We start from the raw sequence: 22708 nt of genomic DNA on the forward strand, positions 1-22708 counted from the left end.
TCATACCCTTTTCTTCATATGGATAATAATACTTTACACTTTTGCCAGGATTTCGTCAAGTAGAATAGATTTTTGTATGAAAATACAAATTTTTATGCAAATGCATTGACTTATTTATCAATATATGCTAATCTCAAAAAGTATAATCTATAGATTAATCTAATAGATTTCACTTTTTAATTAATTTTTATGGAGGTATTAGAATGAGAGGTACAGTAAAATGGTTTAACAACCAAAAAGGATATGGCTTTATCTCTGACGCAGAAGGTCACGATGTATTTGTACACTACTCAGGTCTGAACATGGAAGGGTTTAAAACTCTTGAAGAAGGCCAGGAAGTAGAATACGACGTAACCGAAGGCGCAAAAGGCCCGCAGGCAGTTAATGTAACGAAACTCTAATCAATTGCTAATCTGAGTTTAGATGTACCTTTTATATATATAAAGCATATGCTCTGTTTTTGATTTAGATATCTAAAAGTAATACATGATAAATAGGATTAAAAAAGACCGGGTAACATCTGTTATCTGGTCTTTTTATTTATTCTATGCTTTTCTGGTCACATTCAGCTGCATATTAATTCCAAAAGGATTCAGGACAATCGCTGTTGTTTCTTTGGACAGCAGCTTCGGCACATTCGCTGCCTCCACCGTTCCCACCGTATACTTTTCTTTTTTATTCACATTCTGAAACTTCATAAATTCCTGCATATCTGTAAATACAGGCTGCAATACCTGTCCGTCATCTTTTTTCAGAACCGGCATCTTTTTTTCCGGATTCATTGCTACCAGAAACTTTCCTTCCCTATAATGTGCCATCATCTCTTCTTCCAGCTCTCTGATCTCCGGATTTGGAACATTCATTCCTTTTCCTCTGACCTGCTGCATGAGATAGATGGCAGTCAACAACAGTTCCGGATTCTCAACAACGTTTTCCTTCGGAATTTTTTCAGAAGGTTCAGGTCTGCGGACAAGTTCAGACAGCTGGACTGAAGTCTGACTTTTTGTTCCTCTTCCAACCTTCAGGCAATTCACTCCCATCGGAAACAGACTGGTATAAAACGGCAGGAAAAAACGATTCTCAACCTTTAATATACGAACCGGATTCTTTTCGCTGATCAGTTTTTTTGCCTCTTTTTTTGCATCCTCTTCCGTATAATACAAAAACACTTCATCGTCATATGTCTCTGAATCGCAGGATACATACGGCATCCTTGTACAGTCAGACATTAATACATATAATTCCTTTGCTTTTCTGAGTTTATCCAAAGCTGCTTTTTTTTCTGTGTCCATCCTGTAATCTCCCTCTCTTCCTTCTGGCATTGCACACTAATGAAATTATTATACCTCATACTTTTGATAAAGTACACCATAATTCCATAAAAGAGAGTCTCTTATCGCTGATTCACCCTACTGCTTTTTCCGCTTTCCGCAAACAGCCACTGAGATTACTCCGACTCCTGCAAGACCGATCATCAGGAAGATAACCACTCCCATTCCACCGGTTGAAGGCAGGCTGAATCCTTTATGGTTTTCTACTGCAACTGTAACAATTCCTGCATCTTCATCCAGCTTACTTACATAATCCCCTGTTTTAGTTGTTATATTTTTTCCGTCTATCTTAACGCTTAATGCTCCATTTGCTTTTCCGCCCGTCTCATCTGCGATCAGTTCCACTTTGATCGGATTGGCAAGTAGTGTATATCCTTCCGGAGAAAATATCTCAGTCAGATAATATGTACCTGCATCAAGTGTGCCAAATGAAATATTTCCTTCCTCATCCGATGTTCCACTTTCCACAAGGGACAATCCTTCCGGATCATTTGTCAGCTGAAAGACTGCACCGGAAAGAGCTTTTGTTTCCTCATCATTTGTAAACTTAACAACATGAATCCCAAAGGAGTATACCGTAACATCTGCTCCTTTCGCTGTTGTTGATTCTCCCGATCTGTGATTGTAGTCCAGAAAAACACTGTTCTTATTACCTGTTTTACCCATGACTGCTTCTGCTGTTACTTTGGCATCATAATTTACCGTAACTGCTTCTGTACGATGTGCTCTGATAAACTCCTTGGAAAAGGAAATGCTAAGATCCGCTTCCTCTCCTGTTTTTGGGGAAGCCGTAACAGAGTAAGTACCGGAACTTTCCTGTATCTGTACTCCTCCCACCTCTACCGTAACCGGATGTTCTTTTGACTTCTGAATGTCCAGACCAGCACTCATAATATCACGGATAGTAAATGTTACTTCATTGTTGAAGTATTCATCCGGATAGTCCGGAACCGCTGTTCTCACTACATACTGTACATAATCTCCAAATCCTGCTGTTCCATCTTCTTCTTCAGCAAGGCTCTTTTCAATTCCGACCTGTGCGTTTTTAGGTTCTGCCTCTACATCATAAACCCATTCACGTCCCGGCATGTCTGTTTGCACATAATTATTCGTCGATGGAATTGCGATCAGGAACGGACTTCCCGCAACATACCCTTCCGGTGCCGAAGTCTCCATAACCAGATAATATCCCAGCGGAAGATCTGAGAACAGACAGCTTCCATCTTCTCCTGTTACACCACTTGCTTCCGGCTGTATATCTGCACTGATTGCAGCTGCTTTTAATTCCAGGGCAAGACTTTCGATCTCTACAGAAGAATAATTACCGAGATCATCTGCTGTCACTCCGCTTAAAACATCTGCAAATGCAGCTGCTTTTTCATAGGCAGCATAATCTCCCGGCTGTTCTGCCGGTGTCAGTTCCATCACTCTGTATACGGAAAATCCCGCTCCGGCGAGAGGAATGTCTGCAGAAGGCCCATGCTTTTTTATTGTCAAAGTTCCTGTTGTTCTCCCCGTGATCAGCATGTCATCCTGTCTTTCAATTGCTGCTTTTGCTGTCATATGAGGCATCCACAGTATACTTCCCAGGCAAATCGCTCCTGACAGTGCAAATGCTGTTAATCTTGTTGCTTTTTTGATTGTTTTTTTCATAAAAACCTTCCTTTCTTAATGTAAATATTTATTTATGAAATCTCTTCTATGAGATATTTCATCTTCCGGTCTATGTTTCTTCTGTCTCTGAGCTGCGTCTGTGCCTTACTACAGCTGCCGTAAGCAGGGCAAAAGTACTGATTCCCAGATACATTTCTGTCTCTGATGCATCTGCGGTCTTTACATCCTGCTTTTTTTCATTCGGTACTGCTTTTGGTTCAGCAATCACTTCATACAGAGGACCTTCTATTCCTTCGTCAGTTTCTTCAAAATAAGGGATCGTAACCAGGAATGGATCTACGATTCCATACGAATTCTCGTTCGGAACCATCACCAGATAGATTCCTTCCTCCAGATCTTCAAACACTGCTACACCTTGTGAATCTGTTGTCGTTTCACAATTCTGTAAACGTTCTGTCTGACTTATGGCTTTTTTTGCCGCATCTGCAACCTCTTCTCTGTCCCCGGGATCATTTACTGTCAGCGATTCGGGTTCAAAAACAGGAAGTCCATCTGCTCCGGTTCTTCCTATCCGATAAAGCAGTACCTTCAGATCTGCTCTACAGGAATCTTCATACTCTAAATCCCGAAATTCAATCCGGACACTTCCCTTCGAGGCTTCCGCCGTTATGCAGGAAATCCCCACACATCCAACACAAGCCAGAACAGTCAGAACCGGCTTTTTCCATCTCTTCTTTTTCTTCATACATTTCCTCCTTCTTTTTCTTCCCGGCTTTTTATTCAGCCAATACAGCAGGATCAACATCCAGACCAGTATCAGTACCGTCAGTACGATCCATACCTGTTTTTTCAACTGTTCGACAATATCTTTCAGGTTCCATTTTTCTTTCTCCTGAGGTATCGCTGTTCTCCTTCCGTGAACATATAATCTATGCGTATTAATTCCATAAGGTGTGCAGGTGATCAGCGTTGTGATATCTTCTCCTGACCGAATGTCCAATCCATCTGTATCCTCCGGCAGTACAACTTCTGTCTGATATACTTCATAAGCCAGAGTTTCTCCCAGCACATGCAGGTAAAAAATGTCTCCTGTCTCCATTCTGTCAAGCTTCGAAAACATTTCTTTCAGCGGAAGTCCTCTGTGTGCCAGAATGCAGGTATGTGTACTCTTTCCTCCTGCAGGAACTGATGATCCTTCCAGATGTCCGGCCCCCTTCTGAAGCACCGCTTCCTCTGTTCCGTGATATACCGGAAGGCGGATCTGAAGCTTCGGTATTTCAAGAACTGCCATCTCAGACTCTTTTCCTATATTCAAAATTGCCTGGTACATATCTGATATTTGTTGGGATTTCCAGAAAGCATCTTCAAATCCGGAACTTTCTTCATACAGCCATTCGTTATATTTTTCTGCCTTTTGAAGTTCTTCTGCCCTCCTGTCATCCTGCAGTCTGTCGGCTGCAGTTTCATAAGCGGCAATAACCGTTCCCTGAATCTGCTCATTATAAAGACGTGAAATAAATGGATAATCCATAATTCCGATACAGATAAAAAAACATACAACAACGAACACCGACATTCGTTTACTATCCATGCTTTTTCCTCAATATTTTTTTCATAATCTGGTAATTTCTGCAGAAACTGCAAAAAGATAATTGATATTACAGAATGTAATATCGAGTTGTTGCTATCATAGCATATTCTGTTCAGGAAATCAATCCTGTTTTTAAAGGGACTGTGCAAAAATATTTTTTACAACAGTCCCTTTCTATGGCTTATGATTTATTGCCTGTTATTGATTTGCTCTGTAAGCTTCGTCTGCAGTATATACATCAAAGCCGCTTCCTTTCAGAATGTCGATCACTCTCGCCGGATCATCACTCTTAAGAACTGCTGCCGCATCACTTCCGTTAGCAAATGCATACATATATTCTATGTTCACTTCACCTTCCACAATCTGATGCATTGCCTTACTGAGCGATCCTGTCGCATGAGGAACACGCAGTGCCACTACATCGGTAAGCATTGCCGTAATTCCATCTTCTTTTAATGCTGCACGTCCTTTATGAGGATCGGACACGATCATACGAAGCATTCCATAATCGGAAGTGTCTGCAAGGCTCAGTGCAACGATATTCACATCATTTCTTGCCAGAACTTCCAGCACTTCCTCCAGACGTCCTTCTCTGTTTTCCAGGAAAACTGATAACTGTTGAACTGTATTACTCATACCCATACTATTTCCTCCCTCTTACAAACCACGATTATCAATTACACGTTTTGCTTTTCCTTCGCTTCTCTGAATCGTCTTTGGCTCTACCAGTTTTACTCTCACTGATACACCCAGTGCCTGTTTCAGAACAGCTGCAACTCTGTTTTTCAATTCATCCAGTTTACGGATCTCATCAGAGAAATATTTTTCATCTACTTCTACCATAACAGTAAGAACATCCAGATTATTCTCTCTGTCCACGATCATCATATAGTGTGGTGCGACACCGCCACCCATAGATAACAATGCTGTCTCAACCTGTGTCGGGAATACATTCACACCACGGATAACCTTCATATCATCTGTACGGCCTTTGAATTTCTGAATTCTCGGAAGTGTTCTTCCACATTCACATGGAGAATGATCGATGCTGGTCAGATCCTTTGTTCTGTATCTGAGTAACGGCATACCTTCTTTGGCAAGAGTAGTAAATACCAGTTCTCCGGTCTCTCCGTCTGCACATGCACTCTGATCAGCAGGATTCAGCACTTCCGGATAGAAGTAATCTTCATATACATGAAGTCCTTTATGATGGATACATTCTAACGCAACACCCGGTCCTGTAATCTCACACAATCCATAGATATCAAAGCAGTTTACATTCAGGAGTTCCTCAATCTTCAGACGCATCTCTTCCGTCCATGGCTCTGCTCCATTGATACCTGCTTTTAACTGAAGGCGATCCACAATTCCTGCTTCATTTGCTGCTTCTGCGAGATACAATGCATAAGAAGGCGTACACGCAAATGCGGTTGCCCCAAAGTCTTCCATACACATCAGCTGTCTCTTGGTATTGCCTGCAGACATAGGAATTGCCATAGCTCCAAGTGCTCTTGCTCCCAGATCCAGTCCCATACCACCTGTAAAGAGACCATATCCATAACAGACATGGATTCTGTCAGCCGAAGTAAGACCTGCCATCGTAAGACCTCTTGCCACACATTCTCCCCACACATCAACGTCTTTCTGTGTATAGGATGCAAGCGTCAGTTTACCGGTCGTTCCTGATGTACCCTGTACTCTGGCGATCTTTTCCTGCGGAACTGCCAGAAGACCAAATGGATAATTCTCTCTTAAGTCTTCCTTGGTTGTAAACGGAAGCTTATTGATATCCTCAATTCCCTTGATATCTCCGGGCTCAATTCCCATCGCATCCATCTTGTTCCGATAAAATGCAACATTGTCATATACATTCTTGACCTGTTTCACAAGTCTTTCGCTTTGAAGTGCGCGCATCTCATCTCTGCTCATACACTCGATTTTGGGGTCTCTGATTCTTTCTTTCCAGTTTTCCAGTGTTACTCTTGCCATTTTTTTACTCCTATCCTTCGTTTTATTCTTTCCCCGACCTCCTGCGGAGAACGATCTTTACAGATCCTTTTCCTCAACAATCTTGACATTCGCTTCGCTCAGGATTGTTGTAGCTTTCTCATAATCATCGGTACAAAATACCATAACCGGTGCCTTTTCTTCACGGATGACAAATGAATAGATATAATTGACATTAATCTTTCCGTCTGCCAGAATTGCCAGCATCTGATTCAGATTGCCTTTTTTATCTTCCAGTTCTACTCCCATTACTTCATGAATTCTTACAACAAATCCACGTTCCGTCAGATAGTTTTTAGCCTCATCCGGTTTATCGACTACCAGACGAAGAATTCCAAATTCCGGAGTATCAAAAGTTGCAACTGCACGAATGTTCACATGTGCTTCCGTAAGCCTGGAAGTAACATCCATAAGACTGCCCGGTTTGTTTTCCACAAATACTGATAATTGCCTGATCACTTTTTCTTCCTCCTTATAATTGATATCCTACGTCAAACGCCTTTTTGTTGATCTCGATCGTCTTCGGCGGTACCGTTCTTTCAATCACGTCATACCATTGTTCCTTTGAAAAATCCATATGCTGTGCCGCGATTCCAAGCACGATCAGATTGAACACTCTTGGATTGCCAAGCTTTTTGGATTCTTCCGTTGCATTTACAGTATATACTTTATGATCCTTTTCCAGAGTCTCTATAATATTTTCCGGATATTCTGCAGCACCGATCACAACCGGCATCGGATCGATTCTCCAGTCATTGATGATCAGTACTCCGTCTTTTTTCAGAAAATGAGCATATCGAAGTGCTTCCAGTCTCTCAAAAGCAATAATCACATCTGCCTGTCCTTCTTCTACAATCGGCTCTGCCACATTTTCTCCATAACGGACGAATGTTACAACACTTCCTCCCCGCTGTGCCATACCATGTACTTCGGAAAGCTTAACATCATAACCGCCGGCAATGGCAAGCCCACCCAGGATTCTGCTGGTAAGCAGCGTTCCCTGACCGCCGACTCCAACAATCATTATATTCTTTGTTGCCATTATCTGTCACCTTCCTTTACTAATTCGATCGCATCAAACTTACATAAGTTTGCACACAGTCCACAACCGGTACACATTGTATCATCAATGAAGATCGTTCCATCCGCTTTCTTTGTCATGGCCGGACAGCCCGGTTTCATACACATACCACATTTTTTACATTTATCCGGATGTGCGGTATACAATGGTTTCTTTGCCTTACTTAACAGTACGCAAGGTGTTTTCGTGATGATGACAGACACTTCGTCTCTGGCAACCTCTTCCTTTACGACTTTTTCCAGAGTCTGGATATCAAACGCATTCACTTCAATGACATGCTTCACTCCGATTGCACGACAGAGTTTCGGAATATCAATCGCATAAGTCGGATCTCCCTGAAGCGTCTTTCCTGTTGCTGCATGATCCTGATGACCGGTCATTCCGGTAGTAGAATTATCCAGGATCAATACTGTACCAGTTGCCTGATTGTACATCATATTCATCAGAGAATTCACTCCGGTATGTAAGAATGTAGAATCACCGATCACAGCTACCCAGTTCTTGATATAATCTTTTCCTTTTGCCTTTTCCATTCCATGCAGACTGGAAATACTTGCTCCCATGCAGATCGTAGTATCCACAACACTCAGTGGTGCAACCGCCCCCAGTGTATAGCATCCGATGTCTCCTGCCGCATGCAGCTTTAACTTGTTCAGCACATAATACACACTTCTGTGCGGACAGCCCGGACAGAGGATCGGCGGTCTTCCCGGTGCCTGCGCAGGCGCGGCAATCTCAAGTTTCTGTCCCAGAATTGCCGTACGGATCATATTGGCACTATATTCTCCCTGAACTGTAAATATCTCTTTTCCGACAGCCTTGATTCCCCAGGATTTTACCTGTTCCTCAATCACAGGATCCAGCTCTTCTACGATATATAACGTTTCAACCTTAGATGCAAAATCTTCAATCAGCTTTCTCGGCAGAGGATTTACCATACCAAGCTTCAATACAGAAGCTTCCGGCATTGCTTCTTTTACATATTGATACGGGATACCACTGGTGATCACACCAATCTTCGTATCGTTCATCTCCACCCGGTTGACCGGAAGTGTATTTGCTGCTTCCGCAAGCTCCAGATTGCGTTTTTCGATCTCAACGTGACGAAGCTTTGCGTTTCCCGGCATCATAACTGTCTTGCGAATATCTTTCACATATGGTTTATCTTCAATCTCTTTTCGTTCATTCAGTTCCACAACTCCCTGTGAATGTGCCAGTCTGGTCGTTGTACGGAATACAAACGGGCGATCGAACTGCTCACTTAAGTCAAATGCAAACTTCATGAATTCCTTTGCCTCTGAACTGTCAGACGGTTCCAGTACCGGAAGCTGTGCCGCTCTTGCAACCATTCGGGTATCCTGCTCATTCTGGGAGCTGTAAAGTCCCGGGTCGTCTGCAACCACGATAACAAGTCCTCCGTTGACTCCCATATAGGAAACCGTGTACGCCGGATCAGCTGCCACATTAAATCCCACATGTTTCATACAGGACATGGCACGCACTCCTGCAACAGATGCACCGATCGCCACTTCGGTTGCCACTTTCTCATTCGGAGACCATTCACAATATAGGTCATCTTTATATTTCACCAGATTTTCACTGATCTCGGTACTCGGTGTTCCCGGATAAGCCGCAGATACTTTCACACCTGCTTCATAAGCTCCACGGGCAATTGCTTCATTCCCGAGCATAATAACTTTTTCTGACATTTTATAATCCATCCTTTCGTAAATCTGTAACTCTTTTTGCTTTTCCTTCAAATCTCTGGAGTGAATAAGGAGCAACCAGTTTGATCTGTGTTGCAAGACCAAGCTGCGCTTTCAGTCCCTTCTTAATCTTCTGTTCCAGATCACTCAGTTTGGAATAGCTGTCGAGCAGTCTGTCATCTACCAGTTCAACCGTGATTGTCATAACATCCAGACGATTCTTTCTCTCTACCAGGATCTCATAATGCGGTCCGATCTCCGGAATCTGAAGCAATACCTCTTCGATCTGTGTCGGGAATACATTGACACCGCGGATAACCAGCATATCATCTGCACGTCCGGACAGATTTTCCATACGCACCGTTGTTCTTCCACACTTACACGGTTCGTAAAACAATCTTGTCAGATCGCCGGTTCTGTAGCGTACCAGCGGAAGTGCCTCTTTTCCGAGACAGGTAATTACAAGTTCTCCAAGTTCTCCCGGAGGAAGAATTTCTTCTGTCTCCGGATCAATAATCTCAGGTATGAACCAGTCTTCATTGATATGCATTCCACATAACTGTTCACATTCCCCGGATACACCCGGTCCGCACAGCTCACTCATTCCGTAATTCTGTGTGCATAAGAACTGGTCGCCCCATACCTTGTGCATCTCATCACGCATCGGCTCTGTCATACCTTCTCCACCGAACAGACCGATGTGAACCTTCAGATCTTTCGCAGGATCCATTCCTCTTGCACGGATCTCTTCTCCCAGATGCAGTGCATAAGATGGTGTTGCGACGAGCAGCGTGGTTCCGATATCCTGCATGAACATGATCTGCTTTTTTGTATTGCCGGAAGACATCGGAATTACAGATGCACCGATCTTCTCCAGACCCCCATGCAGTCCCAGTGCTCCTGTAAATGTTCCGTATCCGAACGCGATCTGTGCCACATCCTCTTCCGTAGCACCGCCCATACAGGCAATACGTGCCACATTATTCAGCCACATGTCCAGATCGTTTCTGGTATAGCCTACCACCGTCGGCTTTCCGGTTGTTCCGGAGCTTGCATGAAAACGTACCAGTTCTTTTTTGTCTACTGCAAACAGCCCCATCGGATAATTATCTCTGAAATCCTTTTTGTATGTAAACGGCAGCCTGCGCAGATCGTCCAGACTTTGAATATCGTCCGGCTTTACGCCTGCCTCATCCATCTTCTTGCGGTATGGTTCCACCCTCTCATAGATATAATGTACCGTCTTTTTCAATTTCTCCAACTGAATCTTCTCAATCTCAGCTCTCGGCAGAGTCTCTTCCTTTGCCCAAATCATGTGATTTCCTCCTTCATAATTAAGGGGAAATGCTTCCCCAAAAAGTCCATGTAAATAGGCCCGGATCCATCCAGGCCCGTCTTTTAACAGTATACCATAACACTTTGCTGATTTAAAGCATTAATTTACTATAAAACATTCTCTTTTCCTATAGATTTTATGCATGCTTTTTACAACTGCATTCTTCAAGCGTCACTTTTATAATTGCCACTGTTTTTTCCAGCTTCGGATTTTTCTCAAATTCATCAAATTCTCGCCCGGTCTGATGCTTCATAATTACAGCCAGAGCTTTTGATTTTTCCTGCGGATCTTCGACTATCTCTGCTCTCCCTTTACCGATAATACTGCCGTAAAGATAGCTGTACTGACAGGCAGTAGCTCCCGAAACCAGTTCATGTCCACAGTCCAGTTCTATTCCTGCCCGCGGATTTTTCTGTATCAGATCTATCTTTTTTCCTTCTTTTGCGCCGTGAAAATAAAGGATATATGTGTCATTTTCCATACAATAACCATAATTTACAGGCACAATATACACGCCATCCTCGTCCTGCAATCCAAGCCTGCAGACTTTACAGGTATCAAATATATGCTGTATCTCTTTCTGATCCGTTACTTCTCTGTCTTTTCTTCTCATGCTCTTCTCCTCCTGTTTTTCTTTATTTTACCATTCGTAATATCAAACTATCCTTTAAATACAAATACCGGCATCGGAGGATCATTTCTCCGGTTATAGTACTCATTGGCGATCACCGTATACTCTCTTGACGGAAGCTCCTTCAGAAATCGAAGTATTGCCTCTTTCTCTTCATATCCGGTATCTCCTCCGCTATAGATACAAAGACTCATCATTCCGCCTTTTTTCAGAATTTCAAGTCCTTTTTTTATTGCTGGCACGCTGGTCCTGGCTTTCGTTGCAATCTGATGATCTCCTCCGGGAAGATATCCGAAGTTAAAGCAGATTACATCTGCAGAATCATCACTGGCATATCGATCCATATGCTCATGACCATCCTTTACCAGTTCTGCCGTTTCCAGGCAATGATGCATTTCCAGCAGCTCTCTGGTAGCGCATATTGCTTCTTCCTGAATGTCCATTGCCAGCACATGCCCCTTCTCTCCGGCAAGTTCACATAAGAATAAAGTATCATTTCCTTTTCCCATGGTAGCGTCAATATAAAAACCTTCCCGCACCGCCTGTGACCGGATGACCTCATGGCACCAGAACGTGATCTGCGATTGCTTCATCATGCTTCTCCTCTCCGTTTATTATAAAAAAACATCAACACCGCCATGGCAAGAATGATTCCATATCCCAGCCAGCTGAGAGCATCCGGTATCTGTCCGAACACAAAAAAACCCAATATCGAAGAGAAGATAATCTGGGAATAGTCAAATACCGATATCTCCCTCGCCGGTGCATAACAGTAGGCTGCCGTAATGGAAAACTGTCCTCCCGCAGCAGAAAGCCCTGCCAGGAGAAGAACCGCAATCTGCATTCCCGTCATAGGATGGTAATGAAAGATCAGATAAGGCAGTACCGAAAGGCAGGAAAATGCAGAGAAAAAAAACACAATAAATGGTCCCTTTTCTCCCAGCTCACCAAGTTTTCTTACCATCGTATAGGCCGCGCCTGCACAGATTCCGCCCAGAAGACCTATGAGTGACGGAACCAGATCCATGTTCGTTATAGTAGGCTTGATTACAAATAAACTTCCCACAAAAGCTCCGATTACGATCAGCGCCTGATTCCATGTTACTTTTTCTTTTAGGATCAGATAACTGAAAATAACCGCAAAAAACGGGGACATCTTGTTCAGCATCGAAGCGTCTGCAAGTACCAGATGATCCACCGCATAAAAGTTGCACAAGATTCCGATGGTTCCAAAGATCGATCTCAAAAGCAGGCAGATCATGTTTTCTCTCTCACATCGAAATGATGCTTTTTCCCTCACCAGAATGATAGCGGCAAAAACTGCTGCCACCAGATTCCGGAAAAAGCTTTTCTGTACAGACGGCAGGTCGCCTGCCATGCGTACAAACATGTTCATGAGCGCAAAACAAAATGCCGATATGACGATATAAAAGATACCTTTGTATTGTTTTTTCAGTTTCATATTTTCTGTACCCTCTTTTCTATATCACCATTCCCAGTGTTCCCGCGACAATCAGCGCGAGACCTGTCGCTGACTTTCTGGTAAGTTTCTCTCCGAACACCACATAGGCAAATCCAATAGAAACCAGAATGCTCAGCTTGTCAATCGGAAGCACAACGCTGACCGGACCGTCCTGAAGCGCACGGTAATAACACAGCCAGGACATTCCGGTTGCAATCCCCGACAATACGATAAAGAGCCAGCTCTTCTTTGTGATTTCTTTGATCTGTTTCTGCTTTCCACCTGCCAGAACGATCATCCATGCCATGATCAGTACAACGATCGTCCGGATTGCCGTTCCCAGATTGGATTCAATTCCGACAATTCCAATCTTACTCAGAATTGCCGTCAGAGAGGCAAATATTGCTGACAATGCCGCATAGATCAATGCACTTCTTGCATTCTTTGAATTTTCTTTGGAGGTATCCTTTTTTTCAATCATCAGATGCGTTCCTGCTGCAATCAGTATCACACAGACAGCCTTCAGCATATTCATAGGTTCTCCCAGAAAAAGAACTCCCAGAAGAATAGTCAGCACTACGCTGGACTTGTCGATCGGAACCACTTTATTGATATCACCGATCTGCAATGCATGAAAATAACAGATCCAGGAAGCGCCCGTCGTCACACCGGAGACACACAGAAACACCATTGTTTTCGCCGATACATCCTGTATCGATCCCTGTGATCCCACAAGAAAAACCATCAGCCACGAAAAGATCAGCACAACGACCGTTCGAAGCGCTGTCAGCAGATGTGAGTCCGTATCCTGCACTCCGATTTTCACAAGAATTGCCGTTATTCCTGCAAAAAAAGATGATCCTACCGCAAACAATAACCACATATTCATTCCTCCTCATTCTTTAAAAATCGAAAAGCGATAACTGGTTCGAAGCCGGAAGGTCTGCCAGAATCCCCAGCTCCACCATATAATCAATGACTGTTTTGCTCGCCTTGGTTCTCTGACGGAAGTCATCAAGAGACAGATATTTTCCATCTTTTGAGGCCTCCTGAACTGCTTCGGCCGCCTTTTCTCCCATACCGTCAATACTCGAAAGCGGCGGCATCAATTTTCCGTCTACGATCAGGAACTTCGTTGCCTGCGCCCTGTAGATATCCAACGGCTCGAACTCATAACCTCTGGCATACATCTCCTGTACGATATGCATGTCTTTCATGGTATCCTGTTCTTTCTTGCTGAGTGTCGCAGATCTCCGGTTATAATCATCGATATAATACTGCAGTTTTTCTTTTCCCTGACACATGATCTCATAGGAAAATGCATCTGCACGTATTCCAAAATAAGCCCCATAATATGCCAGCGGATAATTGATCTTACAATAAGCAATTCGATAAGCCATCATGACATATGCCGCCGCATGCGCTTTCGGGAACATGTATTTGATCTTTTCACAGGACCAGATATACCAGTCCGGCACACCATGCTCTGTCATATCCTTCTTAAATTCCGGCCATTCTTTACATTTCCCCTTTGCCACAGCTCCTTTACGGACGCGTTCCATGATAGTAAAGGATTCTTCGCTGTCCATCCCTTTATTGATCAGATATGTCATAATATCATCTCGTGTACAGATAGCTGTGGAAATCGTTGCTTTTCCACTCTTGATCAGTTCCTGTGCATTGTTCAGCCACACATCCGTTCCATGGGACAATCCCGAGATACGGATCAGATCTGAGATAGTCTGCGGTTTGGTATCCACCACCATCTGGATAACAAAGTCCGTACCAAACTCCGGAATGCCAAGACATCCGACCGGACACCCTCCGATATCATCAGGAGTGATCCCCAGTACTTCCGTCCCATGAAACAAAGCCATAACATCCTTATCATCCAGTGGAATCTTTGTTGCATCAAAACGGTTATCTGTCTCATTATATTCATTATCCATTTCCGGCGAACTGATATACTCTTCCAGTGTTTTGATCATCGTCGGATCATCATGTCCCAGAATATCAAGCTTTAACAGGTTATGGTCGATGGAATGATAATCAAAGTGAGTAGTGATAATATCAGTTGTTGTATCATTGGCAGGGTGCTGCACCGGTGTAAAGGAATTGATCTCCTCGCCCAGCGGAAGTACAATGATACCTCCCGGATGCTGTCCCGTACTCCTTCGGATTCCGGTACATCCAAGAACGATACGGTCAATCTCACATTTTCTCTTTCTCTGCCCACGTTCTTCAAAATAATTCTTTACATATCCAAAAGCCGTCTTATCAGCCAGTGTTCCGACCGTTCCGGCCCGGAATGTCTGTCCGGCTCCGAAGATGACTTCCGTATACTTGTGCGCGTTACTTTGATAATCACCTGAAAAGTTAAGGTCGATATCCGGCTCCTTATTCCCCTTGAATCCCAGGAACGTCTCGAAGGGGATGTCAAATCCATCCTTGGTAAGCTTTTCGCCGCATACCGGACACACCTTATCCGGCATGTCCCATCCGCATCCGCCTGCAAATGCCTTTACCTCTTCCGAATCAAAGTCACTGTAATGGCATTTTTTACAGTAATAATGCGGGCTTAGCGGATTAACCTCCGTGATTCCTGCCATTGTGGCAACAAAAGAAGACCCGACAGATCCTCTGGATCCTACCAGGTATCCATCTTCTACAGATTTCCACACCAGTTTCTGTGCAATGATATACATCACGGCAAATCCGTTGGATATAATGGAATTCAGCTCCCTTTCCAGTCGTTCTGTAACCACTTCAGGCAGATTTTCTCCATACATGGAATGTGCTTTATTATAACAGATCTCTCTTAACATCTTATCTGAATCCGGGATGACCGGCGGACATTTATCCGGACGGACCGGTGTGATCTTCTCAATCATATCTGCAATCTTGTTGGGATTATCGATTACAATCTCCTTTGCTTTTGCAGACCCAAGATATTCAAACTCTTCCAGCATTTCATCCGTTGTACGCAGATACAGCGGTGCCTGCTCGTCTGCGTCACTGAATCCTTTTCCGGCCATAATAATGCGCCGGTACACCTCATCTTCCGGATCCATGAAATGTACGTCGCAGGTTCCTACCACAGGTTTGTTGAACTTTTCACCCAGTTGAATAATCTTACGGTTAATCTCTTTGAGATCTTCTTCATTTTGTACTTTTGTGATCTTCTCACTGGCAATCATGAAACGGTTATTGCCAAGCGGTTGTATCTCCAGATAATCATAAAAATTAACGATCCTTGCAATTCTTTCTTCTGATTTATCATTCAGAATTGCCTGGTAAAGCTCTCCCGCCTCACAGGCGCTTCCGACCAGCAGACCTTCCCGATATTTTGACAGCTCACTTTTCGGAATTCTTGGCCTTCTGGCATAGTAATCCAGATGAGATTTGGAGATCAGCGTATACAGATTCACACGTCCCACCTCATTCTGCGCAAGAATGATCACGTGATACGACGGAAGCTTTTTTACTGCATCCGCATTGTGTGCTCCAAACTGGTTCAGTTTCGTCAGATCATTGATGCCGCGCTCTCGCAGCATTTCCACAAATTTGACAAAAATCTCTGCGGTCGCACCCGCATCGTCTACAGCACGATGATGATTTTCCAGAGAAATATGTAATGCGTTTGCAACGACATTCAGCTTATATTTTGACAATGTAGGAAGCAGGATCCTGGCCAGTGCTACCGTATCCACGGAAGTAAAATCCGGCTGAATGTCCTGATACCTGCAGTTCTGCTCAATGAAGCTTACGTCGAAGGAAGCATTGTGTGCTACCAGTACCGCATCTCCCACAAACGCAAGGAACTGCGGAAGAATCGTCTCGATATCCGGCGCATCCATCACCATCTGATCTGTAATACTGGTCAGCTGTGTAATCTGAAACGGAATCGGAACCTTCGGATTCACAAACGTGCTGAACTTCTCGGTAATCTGGCCCTGTTCCACTTTTACCGCTCCGATCTCTATGATCTTGTCCTTGATCGGGCTGAATCCGGTCGTTTCCAGGTCAAATACCACATAAGTTCCTTCCAGCGACTGTCCTTTTTCATTCACAGCCACATCCGTAAGATCATCTACCAGATAACCTTCCACCCCATAGATCACCTTGAACGGATCATCTTTATCCAGATTCTCCACATAATGATTGGCATCCGTAAATGCCTGTACCACACCATGGTCGGTAATCGCAAGTGCTTTGTGTCCCCAGTCATGCGCACGTTTTAACAATGCCCCTACATCTGAGACGCCATCCATATCACTCATCTTGGTATGACAGTGGAGTTCCACACGCTTTTCCGGTGAGGTATCTACTCTGGCTACTGTAAAATCATTGATCTTTTTGATTCCCACAACTGATCCGATCGTCAGTTCCGCATCAAATCTGTCAATCGTTGTAACTCCTTTGATCTTCAGAAAAGCGCCTGGTTTGATGTCACCAAGTATGTCTGCAAGCTGATCATTTCTCACAAACATCTTTACCATGATCGTATCCGTAAAATCTGTCACAGCAAACATAATAATCGTTTTTTCATTGCGGATCTCACGCGTATCAAAACTGATGACCTTACCGCGGATCACGATCTCACCCATCTCACCGACAACATTTTTAAGTTCGATCGTTTCATCATCAAAATCACGTCCGTAGATCAGATTCGGATCATCGGAAGCTTTTCTGGAATAAGAATATCCCTCCTTCTTCCCAAATCCGCCAAACCCTTTTCCGGAACCGCCGGATGCACCGGAAGAGACGCTGACAACTGCCTTCTGATCTTTCTGCTTCTTTTCTGATTTTTCTTCTTTTTCTCTGCGTTTCTGTTCCTTTTCTTCACGAACCACTGCCGATTGTTCCAGAATCGCATCTACTTCCTGCCGAAGCTTTATCTCGTTATACTTCAGCTTGCTCTCTTTTGGTTTTTCATACAGGACTCTCACTTCAATCGGACGCTGAAATCTGTCCCGGAACACTTCCGTCAGATAGGAAGACAGATCGTCTTTCTTTCCCTGAGCCACAATAGAATCTATCAGTTTCAGGCAGAGAATATTCCCGTCTGTAAATTCATACTCTGCGCTCTGAAGCATACTTCTTTCGACCACACTTTTCTGATCCAGCTCCAGAAGCAGACTGTCATAATACTCATCCATCAGATTTTCCGGTGTATACTGTTCCGACAACTCATACTGTTCCTGAATGGATATCTGTACACGGCTCTTTCCAAACAGCTGTTCCTTCAGCATACGCTCTGTCTCATAGATCTGTTTCTTCTGAATCAGATGCCTGCTGTACAGATACACTTTAATATAATCACGGTTGGAATTTGTGGTAACCTTTGTCACTTCAACTCCTTCAAGCATCAGTCGATTCTCATCATTCAGTTGTAATGTCGGAAATACTTCAAAGAATGGTTTACTCATTCCAGTGCAACAACTCCTGTCTCAATGTTTCTAATAACTGATCTTCTTTTACCTTTTTTACAATTTCGCCTTTTTTTATCAGCAGTCCTTCTCCGATTCCGCCTGCAATTCCGATGTCCGCTTCCTTTGCCTCACCCGGGCCGTTCACCACGCATCCCATAACTGCAACCTTTATATCCAGAGGAATGTCCTGCACCATCTCTTCTACCTGATTGGCAAGACCGATCAGATCGATCTTTGTACGTCCGCAGGTAGGACAGGATACCACTTCTATTCCACCTTTGCGAAGTCCCAGTGTCCGAAGGATCAGCTTTGCAGATTTGATCTCTTCTGCCGGATCGCCCGTCAGGGATACACGAATCGTATCACCGATTCCCTGATTCAGGATCAGTCCGAGACCGATGGATGACTTAATGTTACCTGCAAGCAGTGTTCCGGATTCTGTAATTCCGACATGAAGCGGATATGGACATTCTTCTGCGATCAATTCATGTGCCTTCACACACATCATGACATCGGATGACTTGATACTTACAACCAGATTATCGTATCCCATACGCTCGATCATCCGTACCTTATCCATGGCACTCTCCACCAGACCTTCAGCTGTCACACCACCATATTTTTCAACCAGAACTTTTTCCAGTGAACCGCTGTTTACACCTACACGGATCGGGACTCCATATTCTTTTGCTTTCTCTACGACGGCCCTTACCCGGCTCTCATCTCCGATATTACCCGGATTGATCCTGATCTTATCTGCTCCATTTTCAATTGCCGCAATTGCCAGCCGGTAATCAAAATGAATATCTGCCACCAGAGGAATATGAATCTTTTCTTTGATTCTCCTGATGCTTTTTGCCGCTTCCTCTGTAGGAACCGCGCAGCGAATGATCTCACATCCGGCTTTCTCAAGAGACAGAATCTGTGCAATAGTCGCTTCTGCATCTTCTGTTCTGGTATTTGTCATAGACTGAATCGCAATCGGCGCACCGCCGCCGATCCATACATTTCCAATCTGCACCCTTTTTGTCGCGCTTCTTTTCATCATATCACACCTTTTCCTTTCAGCAGTGAAATACCCCTCCGGCAGCCACCTGATCAACCGGGTGGACACAGAGGGGTGTATTACTTTTACTCTTTTATGAATATCATCTGATCACCGAATTCTCGCTCCGTCAATATCAGTTGATCCTGCTCTACACTATAATCAAACGTAGTTACTATCGGACTGACTGCATTTTTCAGTGTTTCCTCTGTATATTGTCCGTCTGACTGCTCTGCAATCTCCCTGAGCGCTTCTTCATCTTCTTTAATGGTAATCGTCTTTTCATTCATATCCAGGGTATACTCCATTACAACATCTATGCTGTCTTCCTCACCGATCTCCGGAAGATTCACAACAACAGAACCATCCCTTTCAATTGTAAGATTCATATTGCCGTCTTCATCTGCCCATCTTCCTTCCAGTGGATTACCGGTAAACATCTTTGTCAAAAGAAATATCGCGATCACTATGACCAGGACAGATGAGACCGTCGTAACGATCATCCATATTTTACTTCTTTTAGCCTCATCATTTTTTGCAATTATCATCTATCCGTTTCCTTTCTTTCTATTCTTTTTCAAGAAGAATCTCTTCACCATAAATTATATGAACTTTTCCGATCAGTGTCAACGGCTCAAAAGATGTTTCATATCTGTCACTCATCCAGCTCTACAAGCAGATAATAACCTCTCTGCGTTTTTTCTATTTTCTGTATCTTCCCTTTGCGGGATCTGATTCTCTGTCTGGTCCTGTAAATTCCGGACATTGCGACAGATGGTTCCACCAGATAAGTATACTGTCCCGTCACGGCACTTCTTTCACTGATCACTACTTCCTGTCCTTCTTCCACAAGTCCTTCTCTTTCCATTTTAAATCGTTCAATTCTCATCTGAATGCACTCCTTTTTCCAGTCTGATAACATGTGCTCACACTTCTGTTCCAATCCGCGACTCATACGCAACACTTTGTTGATATTTGACACTTTTTATGTTGTATAACGCAACAATTGGTAAAATATACCAAACAAACGAGGAGGTAACAGCTATGTCATTTGCAGAGAAATTAAAAAGATTGCGTCTTGAAAATGAAATGACTCAGGAATATGTTGCAAAACGCCTGAATGTAGCACGTTCCACAATCGCGGGCTATGAGACAAAGAACCGCCAGCCCTCTCACGAAAAGCTGACGGCAATTGCCAATCTCTTTCATGTCTCTGTAGACTATCTTCTCGATGATGAATTCATCCAGATCACGCCGTCTCAGAACAGCACACTGTCTGATGAAGAGAGCGCTTTATTATCCAGATACCATCGCCTGTCTCCACGTTCCAGAAAAGATCTGCTGGAATATTCGAGTCTTCTGGAATTGCGTGACAACAAATCACACTCATGATTATTCTTTTACAAATCTGTGGTATATATAGTCATTGGCCTCTTTCTCCTGACTGTCATCCAGAGGTGTTAACTCTACAGGTCCATACTTTCTTTCAAGTGCTTTCCGGATCAGATAATCACTGATCTGTGGATTTTTCGGAAGCAGAGGACCATGAAGGTATGTTCCGATTACATTTTTATATACCACTCCTTCATATCCGCTTTTCCCGTCATTCCCGGAACCATATAAAACCTTTCCAAACGGCTGATTATCGTTCAGGTACGTTCTGCCTCCATGATTCTCGAATCCCACTACCGGCATATCCACCAGTTGGCTTTTGAGCACAATGTTATCAATCAGGCGTCCTTCTTCCTGCTCGGTATAGATATCCACCAGATTCAATCCCTCTATCATACCGGCATCTGTTTTATAATACTTCCCGAGCAGCTGATATCCTCCGCAAACTGCGATTACAACACCGTTATCTTCCACATATTCCCTGAACTGTTCTCTTATTTCCAGAAGATTTTTGCAGACGATCGCCTGCTCACGGTCAGAACCGCCTCCCAGAAGTACAATATCCAGTTTTGAAAAATCTATCACATCTCCGGTGTTAAATTCTATCGTCTCAGCATCAATCCCTCTCCAGATACAGCGCTGCATCAGGCAGGCAATATTTCCACGGTCTCCATAAAGATTCAGAAGATCCGGATAAAGATGTCCGATTGTAATCTTCATGTCCTTTTTTTCCATTAATACGTTCCCTCCAGTCTCTTTAATACATTACGAGTACTGAACAGTGCCGTATAATTCACCAGCACATACAGATTGCCGCAGCCATTTTCCACTCTTTCACAGATTGCTTTTTCCACATCTGCCTCCAGCATGGACGGAATATCCACATATTTCATACGAAGACGCATATCCTGACAACGGATTCCGCTGACCGTGATGGAATTCACATTTGCCCCTTTAAACCGATCAAAATCAACATCCCAGAGCCAGGACACGTCTGTTCCGTCCTGGGCATTATCGTTGATCACAATAATAACGTCTTTCAGTGTCTCATCCTGCATAACCGCAGAAATATTCTGATTGAATCCTGCCGGATTTTTTGCCAGGTTCAATACTACCTTCGTATCCTTCAAGCGAAACTGTTCCATACGTCCGTTTTCCGGATTAAACCCGGACAGCATGTCCTGAAAATGTGTCAGAGACAATCCGCCGGTTCTTCCTGCCGCATATGCCGCAAGAATATTATATACATTATAGAATCCTTTGTAATTCGCTTCAAATCTTCGGCCTTCCACCCGAAATGCAAGATGATCGCTGAGCTCTATTGCGGAAGCATCATACTGAATCTCCGGCCTCTTAAAATCACAGTTTGTGCAGACATAATCACCCAGCTGGCTGTAATGATAAAAATGATATTCAAGCTGTGCTCCGCATTTTTTACAGAACCTTCCTTCCCTGATCTCATGGGAATCCTTATCATCCAGCACTTTTTCACTGATTCCGTAGGTAATATACGGATTACCACTGTCCATGGCAAGATATGCAAACAACGCATCATCTCCGTTGACGATCACTTTCATCTCAGGTGCACTCTGCATCACTTCCTTCAGGATATTCATTGTAATATCAATCTCGCCATAACGATCAAGCTGATCCCGGAACAGATTGGTAAGCACCATATAATCCGGTTTAAAATGCGGAAATACTCTTCTCGTAGAGGCCTCATCAATCTCAATGCAGGCATAATCCGCGTCTAAATTACCTCCCGGACCGGCACTCAGTGCAAAAGCAGCTGCCACTCCATTGAGCATGTTCGAACCGGTATGGTTGCAGACCACCCGATAGCCTTCTTTTTCCAGTGCAGCACACAACATATTATTAGTCGTGGTCTTTCCATTGGTACCGCATACGATAAAAATATCCTTTTTTACCTGACCGGCCAGTTCTTTCAAGATGTTCGGATCGATCTTAAGTGCAATCTTTCCGGCCCATGTCACACCCTGACGGTGAAAGATATGGACACTGGCTTTTTCACTGATCTTTGCCGCCCATACGGCCAGCATTCTACGTAATCTCATATAGC

Annotated in this window: 21 protein-coding genes; 2 read left to right on the top strand and 19 right to left on the bottom strand. The window is 43.7% G+C overall.

Translation table 11 applies throughout. The features are described from left to right. Positions 1-203: 203 nt before the first annotated feature. Positions 204-401 carry a cold shock domain-containing protein gene (locus ABE547_RS12700; protein ID WP_347379132.1) on the top strand — a complete coding sequence of 66 codons (198 nt, stop codon included), beginning with the start codon at positions 204-206 and terminating at the stop codon, positions 399-401. Positions 402-545: 144 nt separating this feature from the next. Here ABE547_RS12700 and ABE547_RS12705 read toward each other — a convergent pair whose 3' ends face one another. The 17 genes from ABE547_RS12705 to ABE547_RS12785 all read right to left on the bottom strand — a co-directional run bounded on the left by ABE547_RS12705 (position 546) and on the right by ABE547_RS12785 (position 20125). Continuing rightward, a complete protein-coding gene (locus tag ABE547_RS12705; RefSeq protein ID WP_347379133.1) occupies positions 546-1292 on the bottom strand; it encodes an SseB family protein in 747 nt (248 codons plus the stop codon). 117 nt (positions 1293-1409) lie between these two features. Further along, positions 1410-2984: a SpaH/EbpB family LPXTG-anchored major pilin gene (locus ABE547_RS12710; RefSeq protein ID WP_347379134.1), complete on the bottom strand. Its 1575-nt coding sequence runs from the start codon at positions 2982-2984 to the stop codon at positions 1410-1412. A 70-nt stretch (positions 2985-3054) separates the two neighbouring features. Further along, positions 3055-4536 carry a class C sortase gene (locus ABE547_RS12715; RefSeq protein ID WP_347379135.1) on the bottom strand — a complete coding sequence of 494 codons (1482 nt, stop codon included), beginning with the start codon at positions 4534-4536 and terminating at the stop codon, positions 3055-3057. Between the two features lie 198 nt (positions 4537-4734). After that, on the bottom strand, positions 4735-5178 hold the full coding sequence (locus ABE547_RS12720; RefSeq protein ID WP_347379136.1) for an amino acid-binding protein: 444 nt from the start codon (positions 5176-5178) through the stop codon (positions 4735-4737). A 15-nt stretch (positions 5179-5193) separates the two neighbouring features. Next, complete coding sequence (locus ABE547_RS12725) at positions 5194-6525, bottom strand: phenylacetate--CoA ligase (protein ID WP_347379137.1); 1332 nt, start codon at positions 6523-6525, stop codon at positions 5194-5196. A gap of 57 nt (positions 6526-6582) precedes the next feature. After that, entirely contained in the window at positions 6583-7002 is a 420-nt protein-coding gene (locus ABE547_RS12730) for an ACT domain-containing protein (protein ID WP_347379138.1), read from the bottom strand. Between the two features lie 13 nt (positions 7003-7015). After that, positions 7016-7585 (bottom strand): indolepyruvate oxidoreductase subunit beta, encoded by a 570-nt coding sequence (locus tag ABE547_RS12735; RefSeq protein WP_347379139.1) that lies wholly within the window; start codon positions 7583-7585, stop codon positions 7016-7018. Next, a complete protein-coding gene (iorA, locus tag ABE547_RS12740) occupies positions 7585-9333 on the bottom strand; it encodes an indolepyruvate ferredoxin oxidoreductase subunit alpha (protein ID WP_347379140.1) in 1749 nt (582 codons plus the stop codon). Before iorA ends, ABE547_RS12735 begins: the two co-directional genes overlap by 1 nt. Position 9334: 1 nt before the next feature. After that, positions 9335-10645, bottom strand: coding sequence for a phenylacetate--CoA ligase (locus ABE547_RS12745; RefSeq protein WP_347379141.1), 1311 nt, complete (start codon positions 10643-10645; stop codon positions 9335-9337). A gap of 157 nt (positions 10646-10802) precedes the next feature. Further along, complete coding sequence (locus ABE547_RS12750; RefSeq protein WP_347379142.1) at positions 10803-11279, bottom strand: pyridoxamine 5'-phosphate oxidase family protein; 477 nt, start codon at positions 11277-11279, stop codon at positions 10803-10805. A 47-nt stretch (positions 11280-11326) separates the two neighbouring features. Further along, positions 11327-11890 (bottom strand): class I SAM-dependent methyltransferase, encoded by a 564-nt coding sequence (locus tag ABE547_RS12755; protein WP_347379157.1) that lies wholly within the window; start codon positions 11888-11890, stop codon positions 11327-11329. Next, positions 11890-12759: a DMT family transporter gene (locus tag ABE547_RS12760; RefSeq protein WP_347379143.1), complete on the bottom strand. Its 870-nt coding sequence runs from the start codon at positions 12757-12759 to the stop codon at positions 11890-11892. The genes ABE547_RS12755 and ABE547_RS12760 overlap by 1 nt, the downstream gene beginning before the upstream one ends. 19 nt (positions 12760-12778) lie before the next feature. Continuing rightward, positions 12779-13642 (bottom strand): EamA family transporter, encoded by an 864-nt coding sequence (locus ABE547_RS12765; RefSeq protein WP_347379144.1) that lies wholly within the window; start codon positions 13640-13642, stop codon positions 12779-12781. Positions 13643-13661: 19 nt separating this feature from the next. After that, positions 13662-18188, bottom strand: coding sequence for a PolC-type DNA polymerase III (locus ABE547_RS12770; protein ID WP_347379145.1), 4527 nt, complete (start codon positions 18186-18188; stop codon positions 13662-13664). Further along, on the bottom strand, positions 18181-19239 hold the full coding sequence (gene ispG, locus ABE547_RS12775; protein WP_347379146.1) for a flavodoxin-dependent (E)-4-hydroxy-3-methylbut-2-enyl-diphosphate synthase: 1059 nt from the start codon (positions 19237-19239) through the stop codon (positions 18181-18183). Before ispG ends, ABE547_RS12770 begins: the two co-directional genes overlap by 8 nt. An 83-nt stretch (positions 19240-19322) precedes the next feature. Next, the gene (locus tag ABE547_RS12780) at positions 19323-19784 is read right to left on the bottom strand and encodes a hypothetical protein (protein WP_347379147.1); all 462 of its coding nucleotides are present in this window, start codon (positions 19782-19784) and stop codon (positions 19323-19325) included. 107 nt (positions 19785-19891) lie between these two features. Continuing rightward, positions 19892-20125, bottom strand: coding sequence for a hypothetical protein (locus tag ABE547_RS12785; RefSeq protein WP_347379148.1), 234 nt, complete (start codon positions 20123-20125; stop codon positions 19892-19894). A 155-nt stretch (positions 20126-20280) separates the two neighbouring features. Here ABE547_RS12785 and ABE547_RS12790 point away from each other — a divergent pair, with 155 nt between their 5' ends. Next, positions 20281-20628, top strand: a complete 348-nt coding sequence (locus ABE547_RS12790; RefSeq protein WP_347379149.1) for a helix-turn-helix transcriptional regulator — start codon at positions 20281-20283, stop codon at positions 20626-20628. Here the strand turns inward: ABE547_RS12790 and ABE547_RS12795 are convergent, their stop codons facing one another. Together ABE547_RS12795 and ABE547_RS12800 are read right to left on the bottom strand one after the other, a co-directional pair. Continuing rightward, positions 20629-21348 (bottom strand): glutamine amidotransferase, encoded by a 720-nt coding sequence (locus ABE547_RS12795; protein WP_347379158.1) that lies wholly within the window; start codon positions 21346-21348, stop codon positions 20629-20631. 14 nt (positions 21349-21362) lie between these two features. Continuing rightward, entirely contained in the window at positions 21363-22703 is a 1341-nt protein-coding gene (locus tag ABE547_RS12800) for a Mur ligase family protein (RefSeq protein WP_347379150.1), read from the bottom strand. Positions 22704-22708: the final 5 nt, after the last annotated feature.

Origin of the sequence: Dorea sp. YH-dor226 (assembly GCF_039832105.1) — a bacterium.
Taxonomy (GTDB): Bacteria; Bacillota; Clostridia; order Lachnospirales; family Lachnospiraceae; genus Dorea_A.

What these genes read in the sequence shown, in the direction of transcription:
- ABE547_RS12700 (WP_347379132.1), top strand. Translation starts at nt 204, where the DNA reads ATGAGAGGTACAGTAAAATGGTTTAACAACCAAAAAGGATATGGCTTT.
- ABE547_RS12705 (WP_347379133.1), bottom strand. Translation starts at nt 1,292, where the DNA reads ATGGACACAGAAAAAAAAGCAGCTTTGGATAAACTCAGAAAAGCAAAG.
- ABE547_RS12710 (WP_347379134.1), bottom strand. Translation starts at nt 2,984, where the DNA reads ATGAAAAAAACAATCAAAAAAGCAACAAGATTAACAGCATTTGCACTG.
- ABE547_RS12715 (WP_347379135.1), bottom strand. Translation starts at nt 4,536, where the DNA reads ATGGATAGTAAACGAATGTCGGTGTTCGTTGTTGTATGTTTTTTTATC.
- ABE547_RS12720 (WP_347379136.1), bottom strand. Translation starts at nt 5,178, where the DNA reads ATGGGTATGAGTAATACAGTTCAACAGTTATCAGTTTTCCTGGAAAAC.
- ABE547_RS12725 (WP_347379137.1), bottom strand. Translation starts at nt 6,525, where the DNA reads ATGGCAAGAGTAACACTGGAAAACTGGAAAGAAAGAATCAGAGACCCC.
- ABE547_RS12735 (WP_347379139.1), bottom strand. Translation starts at nt 7,585, where the DNA reads ATGGCAACAAAGAATATAATGATTGTTGGAGTCGGCGGTCAGGGAACG.
- iorA (WP_347379140.1), bottom strand. Translation starts at nt 9,333, where the DNA reads ATGTCAGAAAAAGTTATTATGCTCGGGAATGAAGCAATTGCCCGTGGA.
- ABE547_RS12745 (WP_347379141.1), bottom strand. Translation starts at nt 10,645, where the DNA reads ATGATTTGGGCAAAGGAAGAGACTCTGCCGAGAGCTGAGATTGAGAAG.
- ABE547_RS12750 (WP_347379142.1), bottom strand. Translation starts at nt 11,279, where the DNA reads ATGAGAAGAAAAGACAGAGAAGTAACGGATCAGAAAGAGATACAGCAT.
- ABE547_RS12755 (WP_347379157.1), bottom strand. Translation starts at nt 11,890, where the DNA reads ATGAAGCAATCGCAGATCACGTTCTGGTGCCATGAGGTCATCCGGTCA.
- ABE547_RS12760 (WP_347379143.1), bottom strand. Translation starts at nt 12,759, where the DNA reads ATGAAACTGAAAAAACAATACAAAGGTATCTTTTATATCGTCATATCG.
- ABE547_RS12765 (WP_347379144.1), bottom strand. Translation starts at nt 13,642, where the DNA reads ATGTGGTTATTGTTTGCGGTAGGATCATCTTTTTTTGCAGGAATAACG.
- ABE547_RS12770 (WP_347379145.1), bottom strand. Translation starts at nt 18,188, where the DNA reads ATGAGTAAACCATTCTTTGAAGTATTTCCGACATTACAACTGAATGAT.
- ispG (WP_347379146.1), bottom strand. Translation starts at nt 19,239, where the DNA reads ATGATGAAAAGAAGCGCGACAAAAAGGGTGCAGATTGGAAATGTATGG.
- ABE547_RS12780 (WP_347379147.1), bottom strand. Translation starts at nt 19,784, where the DNA reads ATGATAATTGCAAAAAATGATGAGGCTAAAAGAAGTAAAATATGGATG.
- ABE547_RS12785 (WP_347379148.1), bottom strand. Translation starts at nt 20,125, where the DNA reads ATGAGAATTGAACGATTTAAAATGGAAAGAGAAGGACTTGTGGAAGAA.
- ABE547_RS12790 (WP_347379149.1), top strand. Translation starts at nt 20,281, where the DNA reads ATGTCATTTGCAGAGAAATTAAAAAGATTGCGTCTTGAAAATGAAATG.
- ABE547_RS12795 (WP_347379158.1), bottom strand. Translation starts at nt 21,348, where the DNA reads ATGAAGATTACAATCGGACATCTTTATCCGGATCTTCTGAATCTTTAT.
- ABE547_RS12800 (WP_347379150.1), bottom strand. Translation starts at nt 22,703, where the DNA reads ATGAGATTACGTAGAATGCTGGCCGTATGGGCGGCAAAGATCAGTGAA.